This is a genomic window from Mesorhizobium sp. BHbdii, from assembly GCF_053848045.1.
This window is the reverse complement of the sequence record NZ_JBSPKX010000003.1, coordinates 109,302-130,460: the sequence shown is the minus strand read 5'-3', so window position 1 is coordinate 130,460 and position 21,159 is coordinate 109,302. Positions and strand designations below refer to the sequence as shown.

General features: G+C 60.8%; 24 protein-coding genes. 14 read left to right on the top strand and 10 right to left on the bottom strand.

The features are described from left to right. Positions 1-4: 4 nt before the first annotated feature. Positions 5-334, bottom strand: coding sequence for a hypothetical protein (locus ACWTU8_RS17650; protein ID WP_455849178.1), 330 nt, complete (start codon positions 332-334; stop codon positions 5-7). A gap of 183 nt (positions 335-517) precedes the next feature. On the opposite strand from ACWTU8_RS17650, the gene ACWTU8_RS17645 reads away from it, so the two are divergent. The 3 genes from ACWTU8_RS17645 to ACWTU8_RS17635 all read left to right on the top strand — a co-directional run bounded on the left by ACWTU8_RS17645 (position 518) and on the right by ACWTU8_RS17635 (position 2,213). After that, positions 518-1,366, top strand: coding sequence for an SIR2 family NAD-dependent protein deacylase (locus tag ACWTU8_RS17645; protein ID WP_455849177.1), 849 nt, complete (start codon positions 518-520; stop codon positions 1,364-1,366). Between the two features lie 115 nt (positions 1,367-1,481). Further along, positions 1,482-1,718, top strand: a complete 237-nt coding sequence (locus ACWTU8_RS17640) for a hypothetical protein (protein ID WP_455849176.1) — start codon at positions 1,482-1,484, stop codon at positions 1,716-1,718. Between the two features lie 180 nt (positions 1,719-1,898). Next, positions 1,899-2,213 (top strand): hypothetical protein, encoded by a 315-nt coding sequence (locus ACWTU8_RS17635; RefSeq protein ID WP_455849175.1) that lies wholly within the window; start codon positions 1,899-1,901, stop codon positions 2,211-2,213. Positions 2,214-2,232: 19 nt separating this feature from the next. Here ACWTU8_RS17635 and ACWTU8_RS17630 read toward each other — a convergent pair whose 3' ends face one another. Next, entirely contained in the window at positions 2,233-3,978 is a 1,746-nt protein-coding gene (locus tag ACWTU8_RS17630) for a thiamine pyrophosphate-dependent enzyme (protein WP_455849174.1), read from the bottom strand. 416 nt (positions 3,979-4,394) lie between these two features. Here ACWTU8_RS17630 and ACWTU8_RS17625 point away from each other — a divergent pair, with 416 nt between their 5' ends. Both ACWTU8_RS17625 and ACWTU8_RS17620 read left to right on the top strand, forming a co-directional pair. After that, complete coding sequence (locus ACWTU8_RS17625; RefSeq protein WP_455849609.1) at positions 4,395-4,640, top strand: hypothetical protein; 246 nt, start codon at positions 4,395-4,397, stop codon at positions 4,638-4,640. 16 nt (positions 4,641-4,656) lie between these two features. After that, positions 4,657-4,872 carry a hypothetical protein gene (locus ACWTU8_RS17620; protein ID WP_065010366.1) on the top strand — a complete coding sequence of 72 codons (216 nt, stop codon included), beginning with the start codon at positions 4,657-4,659 and terminating at the stop codon, positions 4,870-4,872. 115 nt (positions 4,873-4,987) lie between these two features. Here ACWTU8_RS17620 and ACWTU8_RS17615 read toward each other — a convergent pair whose 3' ends face one another. Together ACWTU8_RS17615 and ACWTU8_RS17610 are read right to left on the bottom strand one after the other, a co-directional pair. Next, positions 4,988-5,677: a phosphoribosyltransferase gene (locus ACWTU8_RS17615; RefSeq protein WP_455849173.1), complete on the bottom strand. Its 690-nt coding sequence runs from the start codon at positions 5,675-5,677 to the stop codon at positions 4,988-4,990. A 174-nt stretch (positions 5,678-5,851) separates the two neighbouring features. Continuing rightward, positions 5,852-6,994, bottom strand: coding sequence for a branched-chain amino acid ABC transporter substrate-binding protein (locus ACWTU8_RS17610; RefSeq protein ID WP_455849172.1), 1,143 nt, complete (start codon positions 6,992-6,994; stop codon positions 5,852-5,854). A gap of 183 nt (positions 6,995-7,177) precedes the next feature. Here ACWTU8_RS17610 and ku (ACWTU8_RS17605) point away from each other — a divergent pair, with 183 nt between their 5' ends. Both ku (ACWTU8_RS17605) and ACWTU8_RS17600 read left to right on the top strand, forming a co-directional pair. Beyond that, positions 7,178-7,981: a non-homologous end joining protein Ku gene (gene ku / locus ACWTU8_RS17605; protein ID WP_455849171.1), complete on the top strand. Its 804-nt coding sequence runs from the start codon at positions 7,178-7,180 to the stop codon at positions 7,979-7,981. A 37-nt stretch (positions 7,982-8,018) separates the two neighbouring features. Next, on the top strand, positions 8,019-9,032 hold the full coding sequence (locus ACWTU8_RS17600) for an ATP-dependent DNA ligase (RefSeq protein ID WP_455849170.1): 1,014 nt from the start codon (positions 8,019-8,021) through the stop codon (positions 9,030-9,032). Between the two features lie 35 nt (positions 9,033-9,067). On the opposite strand, the gene ligD is transcribed toward ACWTU8_RS17600, so the two are convergent. Next, positions 9,068-11,617: a DNA ligase D gene (gene ligD / locus ACWTU8_RS17595; protein WP_455849169.1), complete on the bottom strand. Its 2,550-nt coding sequence runs from the start codon at positions 11,615-11,617 to the stop codon at positions 9,068-9,070. 3 nt (positions 11,618-11,620) lie between these two features. Then, a complete protein-coding gene (gene ku / locus ACWTU8_RS17590) occupies positions 11,621-12,490 on the bottom strand; it encodes a non-homologous end joining protein Ku (protein WP_029356317.1) in 870 nt (289 codons plus the stop codon). A gap of 178 nt (positions 12,491-12,668) precedes the next feature. Here ku (ACWTU8_RS17590) and ACWTU8_RS17585 point away from each other — a divergent pair, with 178 nt between their 5' ends. Then, a complete protein-coding gene (locus ACWTU8_RS17585; protein WP_455849168.1) occupies positions 12,669-12,884 on the top strand; it encodes a hypothetical protein in 216 nt (71 codons plus the stop codon). 60 nt (positions 12,885-12,944) lie between these two features. Here the strand turns inward: ACWTU8_RS17585 and ACWTU8_RS17580 are convergent, their stop codons facing one another. Further along, complete coding sequence (locus ACWTU8_RS17580) at positions 12,945-13,160, bottom strand: KTSC domain-containing protein (RefSeq protein ID WP_455849167.1); 216 nt, start codon at positions 13,158-13,160, stop codon at positions 12,945-12,947. A 142-nt stretch (positions 13,161-13,302) separates the two neighbouring features. Here ACWTU8_RS17580 and ACWTU8_RS17575 point away from each other — a divergent pair, with 142 nt between their 5' ends. The 4 genes from ACWTU8_RS17575 (at position 13,303) to ACWTU8_RS17560 (ending at position 16,092) form a co-directional block, all read left to right on the top strand. After that, positions 13,303-13,935 (top strand): alpha-ketoglutarate-dependent dioxygenase AlkB, encoded by a 633-nt coding sequence (locus tag ACWTU8_RS17575; RefSeq protein WP_127212640.1) that lies wholly within the window; start codon positions 13,303-13,305, stop codon positions 13,933-13,935. Beyond that, positions 13,932-14,369: a GFA family protein gene (locus ACWTU8_RS17570; RefSeq protein WP_455849166.1), complete on the top strand. Its 438-nt coding sequence runs from the start codon at positions 13,932-13,934 to the stop codon at positions 14,367-14,369. The genes ACWTU8_RS17575 and ACWTU8_RS17570 overlap by 4 nt, the downstream gene beginning before the upstream one ends. An 18-nt stretch (positions 14,370-14,387) precedes the next feature. Beyond that, positions 14,388-14,726, top strand: coding sequence for a hypothetical protein (locus tag ACWTU8_RS17565; RefSeq protein ID WP_455849165.1), 339 nt, complete (start codon positions 14,388-14,390; stop codon positions 14,724-14,726). 82 nt (positions 14,727-14,808) lie between these two features. After that, positions 14,809-16,092: a DUF763 domain-containing protein gene (locus tag ACWTU8_RS17560; RefSeq protein ID WP_455849164.1), complete on the top strand. Its 1,284-nt coding sequence runs from the start codon at positions 14,809-14,811 to the stop codon at positions 16,090-16,092. Between the two features lie 32 nt (positions 16,093-16,124). Here ACWTU8_RS17560 and ACWTU8_RS17555 read toward each other — a convergent pair whose 3' ends face one another. Continuing rightward, the gene (locus ACWTU8_RS17555; RefSeq protein WP_455849163.1) at positions 16,125-16,568 is read right to left on the bottom strand and encodes a PPC domain-containing DNA-binding protein; all 444 of its coding nucleotides are present in this window, start codon (positions 16,566-16,568) and stop codon (positions 16,125-16,127) included. Between the two features lie 254 nt (positions 16,569-16,822). On the opposite strand from ACWTU8_RS17555, the gene ACWTU8_RS17550 reads away from it, so the two are divergent. After that, entirely contained in the window at positions 16,823-17,611 is a 789-nt protein-coding gene (locus ACWTU8_RS17550) for a TIGR02587 family membrane protein (protein ID WP_455849608.1), read from the top strand. Positions 17,612-17,667: 56 nt separating this feature from the next. Beyond that, positions 17,668-18,054: a TIGR02588 family protein gene (locus ACWTU8_RS17545; protein WP_455849607.1), complete on the top strand. Its 387-nt coding sequence runs from the start codon at positions 17,668-17,670 to the stop codon at positions 18,052-18,054. A gap of 261 nt (positions 18,055-18,315) precedes the next feature. On the opposite strand, the gene ACWTU8_RS17540 is transcribed toward ACWTU8_RS17545, so the two are convergent. Both ACWTU8_RS17540 and ACWTU8_RS17535 read right to left on the bottom strand, forming a co-directional pair. Then, a complete protein-coding gene (locus tag ACWTU8_RS17540; protein ID WP_455849162.1) occupies positions 18,316-20,028 on the bottom strand; it encodes an HAD-IIB family hydrolase in 1,713 nt (570 codons plus the stop codon). Positions 20,029-20,116: 88 nt separating this feature from the next. Continuing rightward, entirely contained in the window at positions 20,117-21,085 is a 969-nt protein-coding gene (locus ACWTU8_RS17535) for an SDR family oxidoreductase (protein WP_455849161.1), read from the bottom strand. Positions 21,086-21,159 lie beyond the last annotated feature (74 nt).

The following is a 21,159-nucleotide window of genomic DNA, read 5'->3' as shown; positions in this document are numbered from 1 at the left end:
CTCGCTAGCGCAGCATGGCTGCTATCACGAAGACCGCGGCCGCTACGAGAACAACTGCGGCAATCACCAGAACCGGCCAGTTGCTGCGAGGCTGAAGATCAGGCTCGCTTCCTACCGGCCGCCGCATCGCATCGCCGAAGCTTGCTTCATTCGTGAACTCTGGCTGTCGGCGCGGGCGAGCCTCGGCGACAGGGCTCGGCACATCTGCCGCTTCGGCGTCGGTCGCTTCAGGTGCGGCGGCAGGGTCGAACCCCGGGGTCTTGTCCTGCGTCGCCCCGGCCTGAATATCGCCTCTCGCTTTGGCAGTCGTCTGATCTCGTCGTGCGGCCATCATCGTCTCCCTGACAACCAAACTTCAATCTGCCTCAACCGGTTCCAGTCTGCGCCCGATCTGCTGAACACACCCGATTTTCTGAACACACCCCATTTGCTGGACACATTTGGCAGTGGTCCGGGCTTCTCCGGAACAGAGGACGCCTTTCGCAGTTGTGTTGGATCATTGCCTGGTGAGTTGGCCATGCCGTCTGCACTCGAGCAACTGGCTCAGTCCGTGAAAGAGCGACGAGCGATCTTGTTCGTTGGAGCGGGGGTGTCGATGAGCGTCGGCCTGCCATCCTGGCAGAAGCTGATCGAGCATATGGAGGATGAACTCGGCCTCGACCGCGACATGGTCGACATACCTGAACCCAGCTACCAGGCTCTTGCCGAATATTACCGGCTGAAGAATGGGGGTCTCGGTCCCTTGCGCAGCTGGATGGATCGCGAATGGAGCGTCTCGCGGGAAAAAGTCAAGGGATCGGCGATCCACAAGCTGATCGTGTCATTGAATTTCCCGATCATCTACACCACCAACTATGATCGGAACCTTGAGGTTGCATTCGAAGTCCACGACCGCCCGTTCGTAAAAGTGGCCAATGCCAAGGATATCGCCAAGGTGAACGGCGAAGTTACCCAGATCATCAAATACCACGGCGATTTCGACGACGATGCATCTCTGGTCCTGGCGGAGTCCGACTATTTCGAGCGGCTCTCGTTCGAGTCGCCGCTGGATGTGAAGTTTCGTGCCGACGCACTGGGGCGCACCATCCTGTTCATCGGCTACAGCATGTCCGACATGAACATCCGTCTGTTGCTGTATCGGCTTTGGGAAACCTGGCGCCGGTCCGGCTACGAAAAGAACCGTCCGAAATCGTTCGTCTTCATGCCGCAACCGAGCGTCGTCCAGGAAGCGGTCCTCGGACGCTGGGGTATCGACATGCTGACCGAGGAGGCCGATCGGCCGGAGGATGCTCTGGTGGCATTCCTGAGCAAGCTTAAGGAAGGGATAGACAAATACCGGAAAGGCGATGTGATGCACCGCGCTTGAAGCCGAATGGTTGACGGCAAGTTCGGAAAGCTGACTTCGTTCGACCAGGCCGGGAACATTGTCGATCGCTGCGACGTTCATAGCCGGAAAGGGACGCTGTTTGCGGAGGCCTAGGATGGGCCACTTCGAAATGATCGATCTCGTTTCCGTCATCGATGCCTGCACGACCGGCCGCGCCGCCGGGCGATTGGTGTCGATGGCCAAAGCCGTGGAAGAGTTGCGGGTGCTGACCGGGGATTTCATCTCGCCGGACGAAATCGTGGCCAACGCCTTGTCGCCGGTGGCGTGGGAGCGCGGCTGCGCGGTCCTGTTCGACGAGCAGCCGGGCGCCGATATCCTGCACACGCCATAGCAAGAGGCCTGACTGCCGCAGGACGCCTGAGCGTTGCCGAATATCGGCAGCAGCGCCGGCGGGCGCCGCGTCCGTTTGCAGATGTCGCATATGCCGGCAGTGGGGAACACGGGCGGCAGTTGGAACCCGGCCGTCACAGGGCTGTTTAACCGCTATGCATGAGGCAATCGGAGACACGCCATGACTGAAAACGAGACCCGCTACGAACATGGTGCTACCAAGTACCCGGCCAAGAAAGATGCGGACGCGTCGGATCAATTCTCCCAAGAGGCGGCCGGCAACAAGAAGCCTGCCGGCGGGATGGGCCTGACACGGTCGAAGGACGAGGTGGAGGACAAAACCCATCAGTCCGAAGGGCAAAACCCGCCCAGTCAGTCCACGCCCAGTGCCGCGACCGAAAAGACATCCGGCGCCGGTCCGTCGATCGCCGAGCGTTCCAAGGATGCCAAGGCTCCGAAGAGAGGCCGCCAGTCAGGCGCCTACGTCAAGGAGTGATCGGCCAGGGGACCTGCAGTCAGCCCATCATTGTCTTCAGCGGCTCCCGAGCGAGGTTTGCTTCGATCTCCTTACGGCCTGGCGTTTCCCGCAGCGCTGCGCGCATGTTCTTGCGATATTCGTCCGGCATGCGCGGCGGCAGCATAGGTTCATACGCGTCGACCACCGCCTCTATGATCACCGGGCCTTCCGCGGCAAAAGCGGCATCAAGGACCCCATCGACGTCCTCAGGCCGGGTGACGCTGTAGCCGATGCCCCCCATGGCCTCAGCAGCCAAAGCGAAATCGATCGGCTGGAGTTCGCAGGCAAATTGCGGGTTGCCGAGGAACATCATCTGCTCCCAGGCGATCTGGTTGAGCATGTTGTTCTTGATCACCAGAAGCTTGAGCGGAATCTTGTAACGCACGGCCGTCGAGAACTCGCCAAGCTGCATCGCCAGCCCGCCATCGCCCACCACCGCAAAAACCGGCCGGCCCGGAAAGGCGATCCCGCCGGCAATCGCATAGGGCAGCCCGCAGGCCATCGATGCCAGCGAGCCGGAGACGGCGAAATCCTGGCCTGCCTTGATATCGATATGACGGGCGGCAAGTTCGGTGTTCTGACCGGAATCGCTAGCCAGGATCGCGTTGGCCGGCATTCGGTCGCCGAATGCCTTGACGACGCGTTGCGGCTTGAGCGGCACGTCGTCCCTGCTTTCCGCCTCGGCCATCATCTTGCGCCAGCGCTGTAAGCTCTGCTGCGCGTTCTTGAGGAACGATCTGTCCTGCTTAGGCTTCAGCCTTTCATTCAGCAATTGCAGCGTGATGGCCGCATCGCCGACGAGACCGGCCTCGACAGGATGGCGAAGTCCGATCCGCTGCGCGTTGCGGTCGATCTGCACGCCGCGCGCCTTGCCGGGCTTGGGATAGTATTCGATGTAGGGGAAGGTCGAGCCGACGATCAGCAGCGCCTCGCATTCCTCCATGATCTCCTGCGAGGTCAGCGAGCCCAATATTCCGATTCCGCCCATGACGTGCGGGTGATCGTCCGGCAAGACGGCTTTGCCGAGCAAAGCCTTGGCAACGGGTGCGGCGAGGAGTTCCGCCGTCCTCTCGAGTTCGGCCTGGGCATGCAGCGCACCGCGCCCGGCGAGTATCGCCACCTTTGAGGCTGTGTTGAGGATATCGGCCGCAAGAGCAAGCTGGGCTTCGTCGGGTCGCTTGTCCCCTTCGAACCACCGTTCGGGCGTGTGTCTTGGAAGGTTGCGGGGCGAGCGCTTCGCCGACGTCTGTTCCTGCACGTCACTGGCTATCGAGAGATGGGAGACGCCGCGTCCCGCAAGCGCGGAACGACAGGCCAGGCCGGCAACGTTTTCCATATGCGCTGCGTCGGTCACTTGCGTGTTGAAGATGGCGACGTCGTTGAAGACACGGGTGAGATCGACATCCTGCTGCGTGAACGTCTCGATCAGGTCGTGAAATTGCAGGCCGGTTATGGCAAGGACCGGCGCCTGGTCGAGCTTTGCGTCGTAGAGGCCGGTGAGCAAGTGAGTGCCTCCTGGCCCTGAGGTGGCGAGGCAGACGCCGAGTTTGCCCGTCCATTTGGCATAGGCCGTCGCCATGAAAGCCGCGGATTCCTCATGCCGCACTTGTACGAAGCGAATCTTGTCCTGCCTTGTGCGCAGCGCCTCCATGATGCCGTTTATGCCGTCTCCCGGCAGGCCGAAGATCACGCGAACGTCCCAGGCGATCAATGTGTCGACAAGGATCTCGGCAGTGTTGGGCATGGTTGCCTCCTCTGTATCTGGTATCTGCAGCTTTACGCTCTCGCTGCGGCGATAGGCGTCAGACGTGGACATCGGCGATCAGTCGCCGAACGACGGAGATGCCGGGATGTTCCATCGGAACGGCAGGCGGGCAGCGCCGCCTGAGAGGCGGGCCTCGGTCTTTGCCTGGCAAAACCGCAGGAGACCGCGTGGTGGCAGATGCGGATGGGCAGTCCGGAGTCGATGAGCGATGGACGGTTTATTCGACCGCCATTTCGGAACGATCCCGCCGCCCTGCCATTATCGCCATAAGGACAGGCTCAGATCATGGTGCCCACGATTTCCGCTTCGGCAAGGACCGTGGCCCCCTGCAATCACCGGGAAGTCGACGATCCCGCCAGCAATCTGGGCCTCAAATCCAACGCAAGGAGGAACCAATGGCTGGACGCAGGACCCATGAGCAGCAATTGCGCATCATTGAAAAGCGGGAGAACACGAAGGGCGCCGGCAAGGATTTCGACGCAGAGGCGGACCTGAAGCGATCCGGAGCGGAACGTGAAGCGCTGCGCAAGGGATCGGAAATCAGGTCCAAGACACCCGACCTTGTTGATCCTGACGATCGCAACATCGTTCGCGGAGAAAATCAGGAGAGCGTTCACCACAAGAATCGGCCCGACGACTAAGAATTGGAGCAAGCCCATGGCAAAAGGTAGCAAGAAGCATGTCGGAGCGGGTGCACGGGGAAAGGGTTCTGGTACAGGTGCCATGACCACGACCCCAAAGGATAAGCTCGAAGAAAACCAAATCCTGTCCAACCGCGACAAGGCTCAGCATACGAAGGAACGCGGTCTGGATTCCAAGCAGGTCGCGACCGAGCAGCGCCAGGATCACGCTGCCAATCGTTTGCGGGACTGAGGGCTCGCCCGCCGTTGGGGCGCGGTCTGGCTGGTAGAGAAAGCTATCGCCCGCTCGACGATCTGCTTCCGTCGGTCCTTAGCGATAGCTTGCTCCTTCGGCTGTCGGCGATGAGTTAACCGGCAGATCGCATCGACGATTTGCTCTGGAACTGTTCTGCCTCACGCAGCAGCCGGATCACCTCCGCGTCCGTGGTCTGCGCGAAGTCCGCATAATACCGGCCCACCGCAACAAACGGCTCGGGCGTGGCGAGACAGACCACTTCGTCCACATCGGCTTTTATCAGGTCGAGCGTATCCCCGGGTGCTACCGGAACGGCCAAGACAACATGCGCGGCCCGATCCTTCCTTAACGCCTTGAGCGCCACTCTGACCGTGCCTCCGGTCGCTATGCCGTCGTCGACGACGATGACGGTCCGGCCAAGGACTGAAGCTGCAGGCCTGCTGCCGAGATAGAGGTTTCTGCGGCGTTCGATTTCGAGCAGTTGCCGCCGTTTCTCTGCCTCGACGTAATCGTCTGACGGTTGGACCAAAGCCATCGCCTCCTCGTTGAGGACGAGCTGCGGATTCTCCCCGTCGACGACCGCGCCGATGCCATATTCGGAATGGCCCGGCGCGCCGATCTTCCGTACAAGCAGCACGTCGAGCCGGGCACGGAGTGCCTTCGCCACTTCGAAGCCAACCGGCACTCCGCCGCGTGGCAGCGCCAGCACCAGTGGATCGGTTGCCGCGAACCCGGTCAAAGCGGCGGCAAGCTGGCGCCCCGCCTCCGTTCGATCCCTAAATTTCGGCGCGTCAAAAATCATTGGCTTCACCTTTGCAAGGGCGAGACCTGGCATCGCGGGGTCGCTACTCGTGCCAAGATGTTCGCGGTCTGCAGCGTCTTGCCGAAAACCTCCGGGCCGGTTGCACTCATCGTCGCCTCCTCGCCCAAAATTCACCTTGCTGGCGAAACGGCGATCGGAGGCAATTGTTTCGTTTCACCTTGATAAAAATTGCCGCGGTCGTCGCGAGGCCGCATCTATCAGGCCCCCTTGCGTCCGCGGGATTTCCGCAACCTGTCGGAATCGGCCATTTTCCACGACATTGAGCGCCGTGACGACGGCCAGGTTGTCGCCTTTTTCGTCCCACTGCACCGGATCGCTATAGGCAATGCCTTTGAAGCGGAGCTTCCGCATCGCAGTCAGAACGTCACGCCGGCTCGGATTTCTCTTGGTTTCAGCGATCGCGTCCCTGATTGCGGCGATCAGCACGCGGACTGAATCGTAGGAATTCACCGCATAGTTGCCGATCGGTCCGAACAGCGCCGCATAGCGCGCAGCGAAATCGCTTGAACCAGCGACTCTACCCACTTCGGGCGTGGCGGACAGCACGAGAACGCCTTCGCCCAATGTTGCGGTTTCTCCCGCAGGCTCAAGGAAATTCACCGCGTCCCAACAGCCGTCACCGCTGGCAAAGAGCTGGTGGAGACCTGCACGGCGCATCGCCCGCAGGATGAAAGCACCCTCGAAACTGCCGCCATAGAACAGCAGATCGAAATCGGCCCGCAGAGATGCGACCAGCGGGTCAAAATCGCGGCTCCCTTCACGAACCGTTCGCCGCTCCGCGATGCGTCCTCCGAGCGACAGAAAGGCCCGCGAGAACGCGATGCCTATGCTGTGGCCGTACATCGTTTCGGTTTCGACCAGGACGGCGCGGCGCTTGCCCATGGTGTCGTAGAGATGACGGGAAATGGCTGCTCCGGTCTGATCATCCCGGTTGGTGAAGCGAAAGACATTCGGCAGAGAGCGCTCGGTGAGCGCTGTGTCGGAAGCGATCGGCGTGATCATCGGGAGGTCGTGGGCGGCATAGATTTCCGCCGCAGCGATGGTGACATTGCTGTTGTAGTGGCCAACGACGCCAAGCAGATCCGGCCGGTTGCAAAAGTCGTCCGCGACTTGCCGTCCGGTCTCGACCTTTCCCTGATCGTCCGCACCCTCAACCATGATGGGAAAGCCCGCAATGCCACCGTCCGCGTTCTGCTCCTCGACTGCGAGTTCGATCGCCTGCTTCATCTCGGCGCCAAGCGCCGCCGCATTTCCCGACAATGGAGCGCCGATTGCGATCCGGATCGCTTCCGACATTGAAATGGCCCTTGCTGCCGAGCTGTTTGTCTGCCCCGAACTGCGCTTGCGCGCATCGGTTCCTTCTCGAACCGGAAAAATGATGGATTCTTGCTGGCGAGCCTTGGGAGCGCGACGAAACGATGCTGGAACAATCGATCACCTTGATGCGTTCGACTGTTTTACACCTGCCGAGGATCCTCGATGGCGCCGCGTCCTTTCTGGAAAGGCTATCTGAAGCTTTCGCTCGTGACCTGTCCGGTCGCGATGACGCCCGCTACCACCGAGAGCGAAAAGGTCCGGTTCCATACGCTCAATCGCAAGAGCGGGCATCGCGTCGTCAGCCAATATGTCGACGCAGTCAGCGGCAAACCAGTTGCTGAAGACGACGAGGTCAAGGGCTATCAGCGCGGCGAGGACGAATACGTCCTGCTCGAGGACGATGAGATCGACGCAGTCGCGCTGGAGAGCACGCGCACTATCGACATCGACATGTTTGTCGATGCCGACAGCATCGGCTGGATCTGGTACGACAAGCCCCACTATCTCACCCCTGACGATCCGGTCGGGGAGGAAGCATTCTCGGTCATTCGCGACGCGATGCGGTCGACAGGGACAGTCGGAATATCGCGACTGGTCATGTACCGCCGCGAGCGCGCCGTCATGCTTGAACCACGAGGCAAGGGCATCGTCCTGTGGACACTGCGCTATGGCGACGAGGTTCGCGATCCCGAGGATTATTTCGGCAAGATCGAAGACGCCAAACCCGACCCGAAACTGATGGATATGGTCTCGACCTTGATCGATGAGCGAACCAGGCAGTGGGATCCCGCCATGACCGGAGATCCCGTCCAGGCGCGGCTGCTGGAGATCATTGCCTCGAAGAAGAAGGGCAAGAAGCGTCCAGCCAAGGCGAAGGACAAGGCCGAGCAACCGCCCAGCAACGTGATCAACATCATGGATGCGCTGCGCAAGAGCATCGGCTCGGAGGCCGGAAAGCGAAAATAGGCGCACGGAGTTGCTCGGGAGAAACAAAGGCAGCACAATGAAGGTCGTCCCCCGCGACGGCGGCTTCGCCCTGCCGCTCGATACGCCTCCGATGGAAGCCAAGGCGGCTGATGCGATTCCCGAGGAAGATGGATGGCAATACGAGCGCAAATGGGACGGTTTTCGCTGCCTGGCGTTCCGGCAGGATGATGCGGTGGAGTTGCGCGCAAAGTCAGGCAAGCCGCTCGGACGCTATTTTCCCGAACTCGTCGCGACATTGAAGGAACTGCCGTCGCGCCGTTTTGTCGTCGACGGTGAAATCGTCATCTCGGTCGACGGCAAACCGTCGTTCGACGCCCTCCAGATGCGGCTTCATCCCGCCGAGAGCAGGATCCGCAAGCTGTCCGACGAAACCCCGGCGCACATCGTCCTCTTCGACATGCTCTGCGACCAGTATGGAACCGTCCTGTTGGCCCGGACACTGGAAGAACGGCGAGCGAATCTTGAGGCTTTCGTTGCTTCGGCAAACCGCAGGAACATCCTGCTTTCGCACTGCACGCGCGATGTGAAGGAAGCCCGCTCCTGGCTAACTGATGCCGGACATGGGGAGACGGACGGCGTGGTCGCCAAGCGGCTGGACGATCCATACCAGCCGGGTGTGCGCGCGATGGTGAAGGTAAAGCGGTTGCGGTCGGCCGATTGCGTGGTCGGCGGCTTCCGCTATCTCAGCAACAGTCCGCAGGTCGGTTCATTGTTGCTGGGACTCTACGATGAGGCCGGCAAGCTCGATCACGTCGGTTTCACCTCGACCATTGCCAAGGAGGACAGGGCAGAGCTTACCCGCAAGCTCGAAGCCATGCGCGAGCCCCCCGGCTTCACCGGAAAGGCGCCGGGCGGGCCGAGCCGCTGGAGCACCGAGCGCAGCGGTGAATGGGAGCCGGTCCGGCCCGAACTGGTGGTCGAAGTACGCTTCGATCACGTCACCGGCGACCGTTTCCGGCATGGCACCAAGTTCCTGCGCTGGCGGCCGGACAAGGCTCCGGAACAATGCACGTTTGAGCAGATCGCCTGATTTGTTCGGATGCATGCACCTTCGCAATGCCCTCCTCAAGCCGCTTTCTTGCGTCGGTTTGCACGATCTTCGATCGGCGCTGCGGCAGCTCGGAAATCCTGCCAGGGATCCGACGATAGCGAGGCAAGCCGGGTCGGTGTGTTCTCGACGGTAAAATAGGCCGGTCCGATGCCGGGTCCGAGCTCGTCCCAGGCAAGCGGCATAGACACCGCCGCACCCGGTCGTGCTCTTGTCGAATAGGGTGCGACTGCGGTCGCACCGCGCTGATTTCGCAGATAGTCGACGAGGATTTTTCCGCGCCGTTTGGATTTTGTGATGGTCGAGACGTAGCGGTTGGGACTGTCGGCGGCCATGGAGTCGGCAATCGCCTTGGTGAAGGCTTTCACAGCTGGCCATTCCGCTTCCGGTTTCAACGGCGCCACAACGTGCAGACCCTTGCCGCCGGAGGTCTTGATGAAGGGGACAAGCCCTGCATTCTTCAGCCGGTCGCGGGTCTCGACGGCGGCTTCGATCACCGCCTCCCAGCTCACGTCCTCGCCGGGGTCGAGATCCATGATGATCGTGTCCGGACGCTCCCAATCGCTTACCATCGAACCCCAGGGGTGGATCTCCAGCGCCGCCGATTGGACGAGACCGATCAGCCCATCGAGATCATTGATGCTGATCAGCCGCTCGTCGGGCGGATCCTTGGGGTCGTGAACCAGGACAATGTTGGGGTTGAGCCCCTTCCAGGCATGCTTCTGGAAGAACTGCTCGCCCGAAATCCCGTTGGGACATCGCACCAGCGCTAACGCGCGGCCGACGATGTAGGGCGACGCATAGCGCCACACCTCGGCATAATAATCGGCGAGACCTTCCTTGGTCACGCCCTTGTCCGGCCAGTAGAGGCGATCGGGATGGGTGAGCTTGACGCTCCGACGCTGAGGTTTGGGTGCTGCCTTGCTTGTCTTCGGCGTTTCGCGGACGATCTCCTTCGCCGGCTTGTCTTCGCGTAATCCGCGGAATGAGGCGTGGCGCAGATTGCCATCGGCGGTCCACGCCCGGAACTCGATTTCGGCGACGAGTTCCGGCCTGACATAGCGGACTTGCCGAGCCTCCTCGGCGGTCAGCCGTTCGTCGAACGGGGTTGACGGAATGCGTATTCGCTCGAGCTTCTTGAAGAGGCTCTCGGCAACCGCCGCCGTGTAGCCGGTGCCGACGCGTCCGACATGATGGAGCTTGCCGTCATCATAGACACCCAGGATGAGCGAACCGATCGCATTGCGCGAGGTTGTCGAGGGGATATAGCCGGCCACGACAAATTCCTGCCGTGCAGAGCATTTCGACTTCACCCAGTTCTTGCTGCGGCCAGAGCGGTAGGGCGCATCGCGAAGCTTGGAGACAACGCCTTCCAGGCTCAGCCGGCAGGCGTGTTGCAGGACCAGAGCGCCATTCTCCTCAAAATGTCCGCTGTAGCTGATGATGCCGTTATCACCGCCGATGATCTTTTCCAGCAATTCCTTGCGGGTGATCAACGCAACGTCACGCAGATCGTACCCGTCAAGATGAAGCAGGTCGAAGACGTAGAAGCGAAAGCGATCACTGCGGCCCTCGCTGAGATCGGCTTGCAGCGCGGAAAAATCCGATGCGCCGGCGGAGGTCTCGACCACGAGTTCACCATCGATCAGCGCCGTCCCGACAGGGATATCGGCCAGCGCCGAAACGACCGCCTTTCCGAATTTCTTTGTCCAGTCGAGACCGCTCCGCGTCAACAGTTTGACGCGACCGGCTTCGATCCTGGCCTGCAGCCGGTAGCCGTCGAATTTGATCTCGTGCAGCCAGCGTTCGCCGGACGGCGCGGACGAGACCAGGGTCGCCAGCGTCGGCTCGACGAAATCGGGAAGCGCTGCCTTCTTGGCACCCTTGATCTTTGACGGTTGGGGAACGCTTACGGTTGCAGGCCGCTCTTTTGGTTGAATTGCCCCCGTGCGGCCGCCGCGGCGCTTCCGAATGCGCCCCGTCTTGGACGACCAGCCGGGCTCTTCGCCGGCGACGTCCTCGATCTTGCGGCCGGTCGCGACGGATTCCGGCCGCTCGTCCAGAATGTCGGGATCACCTTCCGTGCGCGCGGCGTCATCGTCGCCTTTGATCAGCAGCCAGTTCTCGCGCTTCTCCCGCGGCTTTCCGGCCATCCGCACAAGATGCCAGCGGCCGCCAAGCTTCTCGCCGTGAAGTTCGAAATCCAGATGGCCTTTCGCATAGCCGCGATGCGCGTCGCCGATCGGCGACCAAGTGCCTCTGTCCCACAAAATAACGGTGCCGCCGCCATATTCGCCTTTAGGGATGGTGCCTTCGAAACCGCCATATTCCAAAGGATGATCCTCGACATGGACGGCAAGGCGCTTCTCGCCGGGGATCAGGCTCGGCCCTTTTGTGACGGCCCAGCTCTTGAGCACGCCGTTCATTTCGAGACGAAAATCGTAATGGAGCCGGGTGGCATCATGCTTCTGTATGACGAAGCTGTTGCCGGTCCCGGGCGCCATGCGCCCCTGCGGCTCCGGGGTAACGGAAAAATTGCGCTTCTTGCGGTAGGTCTCGAGCGCCATCGGTCAGCCGGCCTTCCGACGCGGTGCTGTCTGCTTCGCCTTTGCGTGGCGCGCCGGCTTTGACTTTGCCGCGGGCTTTCTTGTCGAGGGCTGCTTGCCGCCAACGCCGGCACTCTGGCGGAGCGCATCCATAAGATCGACGACCTTCTCCCGCTTGGCCGGCTTTGGAACGGCGATCTTCTTGCCTTCGAGCTTTGCTTTCACAAGCTCGGCAAGCGCCGCCTCATATCGGTCGTCGAATTTGGTCGGATCGAATTTGCCCTTCTTGGTTTTGATGATGTGTTCGGCCAGTTCGAGCATCTCGCCCTCGATCTTCATATCGGGAATGTTGTCGAAGGCCTCCTCCGCCGAGCGCACCTCGTAGTCGAAGTTCAGCGTCGTTGCGACCAGGCCTTCGTCATAGGCCCGGATGAGCAGGGTCCGGATGCGCCGAAACAGGACGGTCTGGGCGATGGCAGCGACTTTCTTCCTGCGCATGCCCTCGCGGATCAGCCCAAAAGCTTCCTCCGCGTGTTTATCCGGCGGGGCGAGGTAATACGGCTTGTCGAAATACACGTCGTCGACATCGGAACAGCCGATGAAGGCCGAGACCGACAGCGTCTTGTCGCTCTCGGGGACAGCGGCTGCGACCTCATCGGGTTCGAGCACGACGTACTCACCCGAGCCGATCTCAAAGCCTTTGACCTGGTCGTCCTTCTCGACCGGCTTGCCGCTATCGCTGTCGACGAAGGCGCGATGCACCCTATGGCCCGTGGCGCGGTTTATTGTGTGGAAAGCGATCCGCTCAGAGGTTGAGGCAGCCGTATAGAGCGCCACCGGGCAGCTGAGTTCTCCAATTTTCAGAAACCCCTTCCAATTTGCTCTCGGCGCCAAGACGTTAGCCTCTCTGTCACAAGCATTGCACTGGAAATGCAACGTGGCGGCGCGGAGATTTGTTCCTTTGGCGCCCTACGCGGCGACGATCAGAAGGGTCCTGGGCCAGCAGACAAGCCATTCCGCTGCAACCAAATTCACGACTCACCGTTGTCGAGCAGGAAGGGAGCGGTTGGCCATGACGAGACTGTCGTTGACGAGCCTATCATTTTTGGCGGCGCTGGCTCTAGCGGGTTGCAGCAACGAGACCGAACCGACACAGGGCAGCACCAGCAGCACTGAACCGACACAAAGCAACACCAACACCGTCGATCAAAATCCCGAAGTCGACAAGGACCCGACGCCGAAGACGACCACGGGCGGCGATCAACCCGCTACGCCGCCGGCGCAATGAGGGATCGGCCGGCCGACCGGATTCTCCCGGATGCATTACGCGCGACAAGGGCAAAAGATCTCACCCCGACTGGCTCTGCTCGACCAAATGGTAGCTATACCGGTCTCGAATGAACGCGTTGAAGAACCGACCTTTTGACGAGGCCTTGCGGAATGCAGCGTAGGTCTGCGGCGGCACGTCGTCGTAATCGTAGCGATATCCGCTTGGGACGAACCATACGGAGAGGGTCCTCGTCGCCGGATCGTAATTGATGCTTCGAATAGCAGTTGAAGGCATTTCCAAACACTCGACGCGTCTGGGCAATAACCCAGCCCGGCAAGCCAGGTTCCGTCTCGCCCAAGATATGGAGGCGGTGATCCGGTTGGCTCGACGCCTCCAAGGTCTTGCCGCCGCCGGCCGGCTTCACCAATTAGGGTTGATGCCATCGCTCAAAACCAAGCAGCCGGAATTCGCTGGCCAAGGCGACCTGTTTCGTGCGCCCAACGATCTGCCGGAAGGATTTCACTATCAGCCGGAGCTGATCACCGCGCAGGAAGAGGCCGAGCTGGCGCGGCAGCTCGAAAGTCTCGCCTTCCAGCCTTTCGACTTTCATGGCCATCTCGCAAACCGGCGCGTCGCCGGTTTTGGCCTGCGCTACGATTTTGACCAACGCAAAGTCGTCGAGGCGCCTCCTATCCCTGCTTTTCTGATGCCGCTCAGGGACAAGGTGGCGGCATTTGCGCGGCTGCCCGCCGATGCTTTCGTGCAGGTCTTGATCAACGAGTACCGGCCCGGCGCGGGTATCGGCTGGCATCGCGACAAGCCGCATTTCGATGCCGTAGCCGGCGTTTCTCTTCTTGCCCCATGCAGCTTTCGGCTCCGCCGGAAGAACGGCGCTGGATGGGATCGCCAGACCATCATCCTCGAGCCAAGGTCGGCTTACCTGATGACGGGACCGGCGCGCACCGAATGGCAGCACAGCATCCCGCCGCTTTCCGAGCACCGCTACTCCATCACCCTGCGGACTCTGCACCCGCAACGGTCGCCTCGATCAGAAGCGATAGTTCGATGACCAGGATCGAGACCGGCTCCTGTTTTTGCGGTTCGATAACGGCTGAGATGCATGGCGACCCGTTCTGGATTTGCTCCGATCACGACGACGATTGCCGCAAGGCCATAGGGAGCCCGCTGACCGTCTGGGTCGGCTATCGACCGGCCCAGTTCAGATTGCTGACCGGCACGCCGAAGACGTTCTCGAGGACCCGAGGCGTGCTCCGCACCTTCTGCGCCGCTTGCGGGACATCCATAGCCTATCTCGACCAGGGGCTTCCCGAAGAACTCTATGTGACGATCGGCTTCTTCGACCACCCCGAACGTTTTCCGCCGCAGGCTCATGCCTATTGGGACATGAAGCTGCCGTGGGTGGAATTTCGTGACGATCTGCCACGTGTGGGAAGATATTCAAGGCGGCGCGATCCGGCGGTCGGAAATCCCGCCGATCGGTAACCCGGCAAAACGCCGCCAATGGTCGATCTGGTGATACCCCGCGACCACCACGCTGTGTTGGCGCTCACCTGGAAGGCGGCGGACCATGAAGACCTTGAGACGATCATCGGGCCTTCCGGTTATCGAGCACGCCTGGTTGGAACGGAGCGGCGCCCAGATCCCGGACCCGTGATGTCGTTCGAGATCAATTGGCGGCGACCTGACGAGTCACCGCGGCCGACGGATCTATTGACAGGTGAGCATTGTGACATCGAGAAGTTTGATCTCCTCAGCGAAGCGATAACCGCTACAGTGATCGCCAAACGGCCGGGCACCAAGGCCGGCAATGGAATTCGGAACGGGGCATCGGCAGCTTGAAGCGGGTATCATCGCTTTTTCACGCCGCTTTCGATACCTATCTGTTGAGCGCAAGGCATAGTTCGGCAACAGGCAGCAAGATTTGGCACAACGATCGGGAAGCGCAGACCTGCCACTTCATGGCGGACGCGTGCCGAAATGGCTCGGCGACCGGATGACGCGCCTTGGCGCGGTCATGTGCGAGGCGATCATTCACCACTACGGTCGCGAGGAGCTGCTGCGCCGGTTGGCGCATCCCTTCTGGTTCCAGTCGTTTGGCGCCGTTATGGGAATGGACTGGCATTCATCCGGCATCACGACCAGCGTCATCGGCGCCTTGAAACGCGGGTTGGCTCCGCTCTCCGGTGAACTTGGTATTCACGTGTGCGGCGGCCGCGGCGCGCATTCACGCAAGACCCCGCACGAGCTTGCCGTCATCGGCGAGCGCGTCGGCTTCGACGGAACAGGCCTGGCAACTGCCAGCCGGCTCGTCGCCAAGGTTGACAGCGCCGCCGTTCAGGACGGCTTCGACCTCTATCTGCATGGCTTTATCGTTACCAATGATAGCGACTGGGTCGTGGTGCAGCAGGGCATGAACGGCGACAGCAAGGTGGCGCGCCGCTATCACTGGCTGTCCGAAGGCCTGAAGAGCTTCGTCGACCAGCCGCATGCCGCCATCGAAGGCGCCAACCAGGGCGAAATCGTCAACCTGACCGACCGCCGCGCCGACGCTTCGCGCAAGGGACAACTGGAGCTCCTGCAGGACCTCGGACCGGATCGCATTCTGAGGGAATTCGCCGCGCTGGAACGTGGCACGGCCCCGGCTCCAGAGCAGGCGCCTGAACAGCAGCCGATGCTGCCACACCTGGTCATGCCGGCGCACCACGACGTTCGCGAAAGCGATGTCGTCATGCGCCGCCTTCATGGGAACATGGCGGCGGCTGCCGAGCGTGGCCCCGCCGATTTTTCCGATCTTCTTCTGGTCCCCGGCGTCGGTGCGCGCACGGTGCGGGCGCTGGCGCTGGTTGCCGAGGTTCTGCATGGCGCGCCATGCCGGTTTTCCGATCCGGGGCGCTTCTCGCTGGCGCATGGCGGCAAGGACAGACATCCATTCCCCGTGCCGCTGAAAGTCTATGACGAGACGATCGGCGTGCTGAAGTCCGCGGTCCACAAGGCCAGGCTCGGCCGCGACGAAGAAATCGGTGCCTTGAAGCGGCTCGACGACCAGTCACGGCAGGTCGAACGCTATGCCACAGGCCCCAGCCTGAAGGAAATCGTTGCCGGAGAGTTCGATCAGTCGCATCTGCTTGGCGGTCGCAGTGTGTTCGGCTGGGAGGCGGCACCCGAGGCGCCCGCGGACGTCAAACAAATCAAACAAAAAGGATAAGCGCGCCCGGATCGCCTGATCCGAGTTCGGTTTCAAGTATCCAGATCGATCAAGGCGATGCCGAGTTCCGGGCGCTTCCTGCGGCGCAGATGCCCAGGCGCTTCCACCACTGTGACTTCAAGAGTCGGCCGAACGATGCCTTCGATCAGATGCCCGCCCCGCGTGCTGCCATCGCTCAACCCGAGCACCGCGTGGACGTGAAGGCTGGGCTTGCCGTCGTCGCCGATCGCGATATCGCCGATCGCGCTGAGCACCTCGCACTGTTCCCGGACCGGGATTTTCCGATAGGTCTTTTCTCCAACGTCGAACCAGCCGACGGTCGCCGTTTCGAAGGCGCCGAGCGCGGTCAGCGAGGCGCCGCCAATGTTCTGCCCGACCGCGAAAGACGTAAGCGCCGCGAACGCTTCCTCGCCAGGGTCAAGCACCACCACGAACGTCCTTTGTCCGGCGCTTTCGGCAACGAGCTGCGATTTCATGATTTCACTCCAGATACCATGTCGGCTTTGCGTTGTATTTCGATCGAGAGTTCGAACGGAAAAGCTGGCTCGCGAGTTCCCAACAGGTTTGGTCTGGGTTTGAACATCGCTGCGCCGTCTGACTATCGAAGATGCAGTGGTCCGGAACAAGATCGCGCAGGAAACATTGTTCCCCGCAGGCTACCTCTGAGGGAGCGGACGTGGCGCCAACTGAAATCATCGTCAGGCGTGTGCCAACGCCGCGTGAGTTCTGGATTGGTCTTGGGCGTGCCTTTGCCGGAGCGTTGATCTTCGCCGTCCCGGTGCTGATGACCATGGAAGCTTGGGCGCTGGGATTTCACCTTCACCCACTGCGGCTCGCCCTGTTCCTCGCTGTCACTTTGCCAATGCTGGTGCTGCTGCACAAGTACGGAGGCTTTCGCCAGACGGTGGCCCTTCGCGACCGCATCGCCGATGCTTTTGTGGCGATACTTGTGGCCGCTGTGGCGGCTGCTGCGGTGTTTTTTATTTTCGGCATCGTGACCGTCGAAATGCCGCTACGGGAGGTGATTGGCAAAATAGCGGTGCAGGTTGTCCCAGGCAGTCTAGGAGCATCTTTGGCACGCGCTCAGCTTGGCCCGAGTCTGTTGGAGGAGGAGGACATTCCCGAGCCCGGCTACACCGGAGAGCTGTTCCTGATGGTGGTCGGAGCTCTGTTTCTATCGGTGAACATCGCACCAACGGAGGAGGTCGTCCTCATCGCTTACAAGATGCACCCCTGGCAGGAAATCGCTCTGGTGGTGGTCACCCTCGCTCTCATGCACGCCTTCGTCTATGAGTTCGAATTCCGCGGCTCGCACAGTCCCGAGCCAGGCGCTGGATTCGTCAGCATCTTCTTTCGCTATGCAATCGTCGGCTATGTCCTGGTGATGCTTGTGAACCTTTACATCCTGTGGACCTTCGGCAGGACCGATGGCGCCGGCTTTTCGGAGACACTCAGTGCAGTCGTGGTTCTGTCGTTTCCTGGCGCGCTCGGGGCGGCGGTTGCGAGGCTCATTCTGTGACAAAGAATCCCGCAAAAGGCGACAAGCAACAGAAGCAGCAGCCCGACAACAAAGGAATGACACGCAAACCCGGGACTTCGGTCACGGAGTGGGTTGTGGCGGGGATAAGCTCGGTAGCCCTGCTTGCCGTGCTCAGCTACCTTGTCGTCGATGGCTTGAGCACGCGCGATGGGACCGCCCGGATCGTTGTGCTGCCGCTCGCGGTCGCGGTCACCGAGGGCGGCTATGTGGTCGAGTTCGCCGCCGCAAACAGGGCGGGGAAATCAGTTGCTGCTGTCGAGATCAAAGGTGAACTCCGCAATGGCGATGAGGTCGTCGAGGAGAGCAGCGCTACGCTCGACTATATCCCACAGGAATCCCAACGGAAGGGCGCGTTGATCTTTCGTCGAGATCCCGAGGCCTATGACCTGCGCCTCTTTGCTAGTGGATACAGTGAACCCTGACCAGTCGAAAACGCCATGGATGAAATGGCTGTGGAACTCAGCACCGATCACGAGGTCAACCGGGCCGGCGTCAAGGGCTTTGGCGAACAGTCGCAAGCGCGGTTTATCATGCGACTGGCAGGCCTATCCGCGATCTGCCGATCAGAACAGAGGATTTAATAGTATAATTTGCTCCGGTAACGGATTGAAAATACAGAGATAACACTGTTTCGTTCCGACCTGTCCTCCCAGAATGATGTGCATGGCCGATCCCTTCGCTCCCTATTCCTCCGGGGCAGTGGCAGGAGCCGTATAACGGCGACGTACTGCATCCAGAACGTGCTTGCGGCTTTCCTGCGCCGAGAGCATTTCGTCTTTTTCTGCCTCGGCGGTTTCGCGCGCCAGCTCCTTGTCCCTGATCTGATGGCGAAACCATTCGGAATAGTCGCCGGCACGCAGGTGATGCTCCCAGGTCGCGTCGTCGATGCCTTCTGCAATCTGAGCGAAGATCATCAGGTTGTGGGCCCGAAGATTCATGGCCTTGTCGGGACCTCTGAAATAGAAGCTGCCGGCCTCGTCGAGTTGACCTTCCGCATATTTGCGGCTGTGACGCTTGAGCGACTGACGCGGCTCGATCGCTTTGACCATGGCAATTTTCTTGCGGGCTTGCGGCCGCCAGAACAGCACGCGCTCGCCTTTTGGCGAGGGAATATCCTTTGGCGGCTTGATATCCGTCTCATGACAAAAGGCCTTGATGACATTCTTGGCCTTGGGACCGAGCGCAATGACGGCAGTGACCAGACGCAGGGCATCGGTCGAAATCGCTTCCGGATGAACGGTGATCAGGACAGTGCCAGGTAATTCCAACGACAGGACGGCGCGCGTGTCGTCGCGCTTCTTGGGGAGAAGATGATGCGCCTCGTCGATGACTAGCCAGTGTGGCCTCGCTGTACGGAAGCGGAAACTGCCAAGGCCGGGAAGCAGATCGGCAAAGAAGTCCGGTCGCTCATTGACCCGCAACGCCAGCCCATTGACGACCACACTGGTGTCCGGCTTCTCGATCAGGTCGAGCACTTGTGCCTTTGTCGGTTCGCTCGAGCCATCGCCTATCCGGACGGCGCCTTCGAGGCCATCATAGTCGCCTTCCGGATCGAAAATGCAGAACTGAAAGCCGTTCTCGACGAAGCGTTCCGTCAGCGCGGTGGCCAAGGTTGATTTGCCGATGCCGGAGCTTCCGGCGATCAGAACCGTGTCGGTCGGCGTCAGATAGACTTCGTCGCCGCCGGCCGAGCCGAGAAGGATGCCGTCACGGCGTTTTCGGACAAATTCCCGATCGCGCTTTACCAGTTTTTCGATCAGCTCCTCGACGCCTTTTCCACGCGCGCCGCGCGTTACAAGGTCCGCGGTATCCTTGACCGCCGCAAGTGCATTGTCGACAGCGACGCTGCAGCCGCAGGCCTGCAGGAAGGCATGATCGTTTTCAGCATCGCCAATACCGACCACATTGTGTGGCGACAGCCTGAGGTCCTCAAGTGCGGCGGCCAGGCCGGTTGCTTTGTTGATGCCGCTGGGCAGGATCATCACCGCGCCCTTGTTGAAGATGATTTCCAGCTCCAGCCCGAGTTCCTTGATGACCTCAAGAACTGTTGCCTGGTGTGGTTCCCAGGTCGCAACGATCGACCGTCCGACTGAAAGCGGCTTGACGCCGTGTTTCTTCAGCTTGTCGACGAACTTGGGCGCCGGTGCCGGTGAGATCGCACGTTCTTCCTCGCTGGCAGGCGTGTAGATCAACGCCCCATTTTCGGCGACGACCTTGTCGAACACGCCGAGCTCGGGAAAAACGCGCTTGAGATCGGGCAGCTCGCGGCCCGTGACGAGGATGAGTTTGCGGCCACTTTTCTTGACCCGTTCGAGAGCAGCAAGCGTCTTTTCAGCTACGATCCCATCGTGCGCCAGCGTGCCGTCATAGTCTGTCGCCAAGGCAATGAAATACATCTGTCGACCATTTCATATCTGAGATCGCCGCTACCATCGTCACAGGCGAGAGGTCGCACGACGATCGGGCTGAGCGGGCGACAGGCATTCAGTAGCCGCCGATGATCGGCAATATCTCGCCGGTGATGTAGCTCGAGCAATGCGGTGAGGCGAGGAATACATAGGCCGGCGCGATCTCCTCCGGTTGTGCGGGCCGTTTCATCGGCGTGTCTGCGCCGAACTTCGAAACGTCACCGGCTTGTTTGTCAGACGGGTTGAGCGGCGTCCACACGGGGCCCGGCGCCACGCAGTTCACCCGAATTCCCTTTTCGATAAGGTTGCCCGAGAGCGCGCGCGTGAAGGCATGAATGCCGCCCTTGGTCATTGAGTAGTCGACCAGTTGCTTCGAGCCCTCTATGCCGGTTACGGAGCCGCTGTTGATGATCGCCGAACCGGACTTCATATGCGGCACGGCCTCCTGCGCCATATGGAAATAACCATAGAGGTTGGTCTTCAGCGTCGTGTCGAAATGCTCTTCGGTCAGCTCGCTGAAGTCGCTGGAATGGATCTGGAAAGCGGCGTTGTTGACCAGCACGTCGATCCGGCCAAATTCCTTTACCACCTCAGCCACCGCGTTGTGGCAGTGGTCGCGTTCGCTGACGTCGGCCTTGACCAGCATGCAGCGCCGGCCTTCGGCTTCGACGGCCCTCTTCGTCTCTTCGGCGTCCTTATCCTCGGACAGATAGACGATCGCCACATCGGCGCCTTCGCGCGCATAGAGCACGGCCACGGCTCGGCCGATGCCTGAATCGCCGCCTGTGATGACGGCTACTTTGCCATCTAGTTTTTTTGATCCGATATAGAATGGCGCATCATAGAGCGGCGCCGGCTCAATGGCCCATTCGTGCCCCGGCTTCGGCTGGTGCTGTTCAGGAAAGGGCGGCTCGGGATATTTGCGTGCTCCGGCCTGCATGGCGCCTTGCTGCTTGCCGTCCTTCGATTTGTCCTTGGCATCGATGCCGCGCTGGATGTGGCGTTGCTTGGCGGCCTCGCCGGCGATTTCCGATTTCATCTGCATGGCTGTCTCCTTAGCTTGGAAAAGGGACAACGCATGTCCGGCGAAAAAGTTTACGCGACGGTGTCATTCCTTCA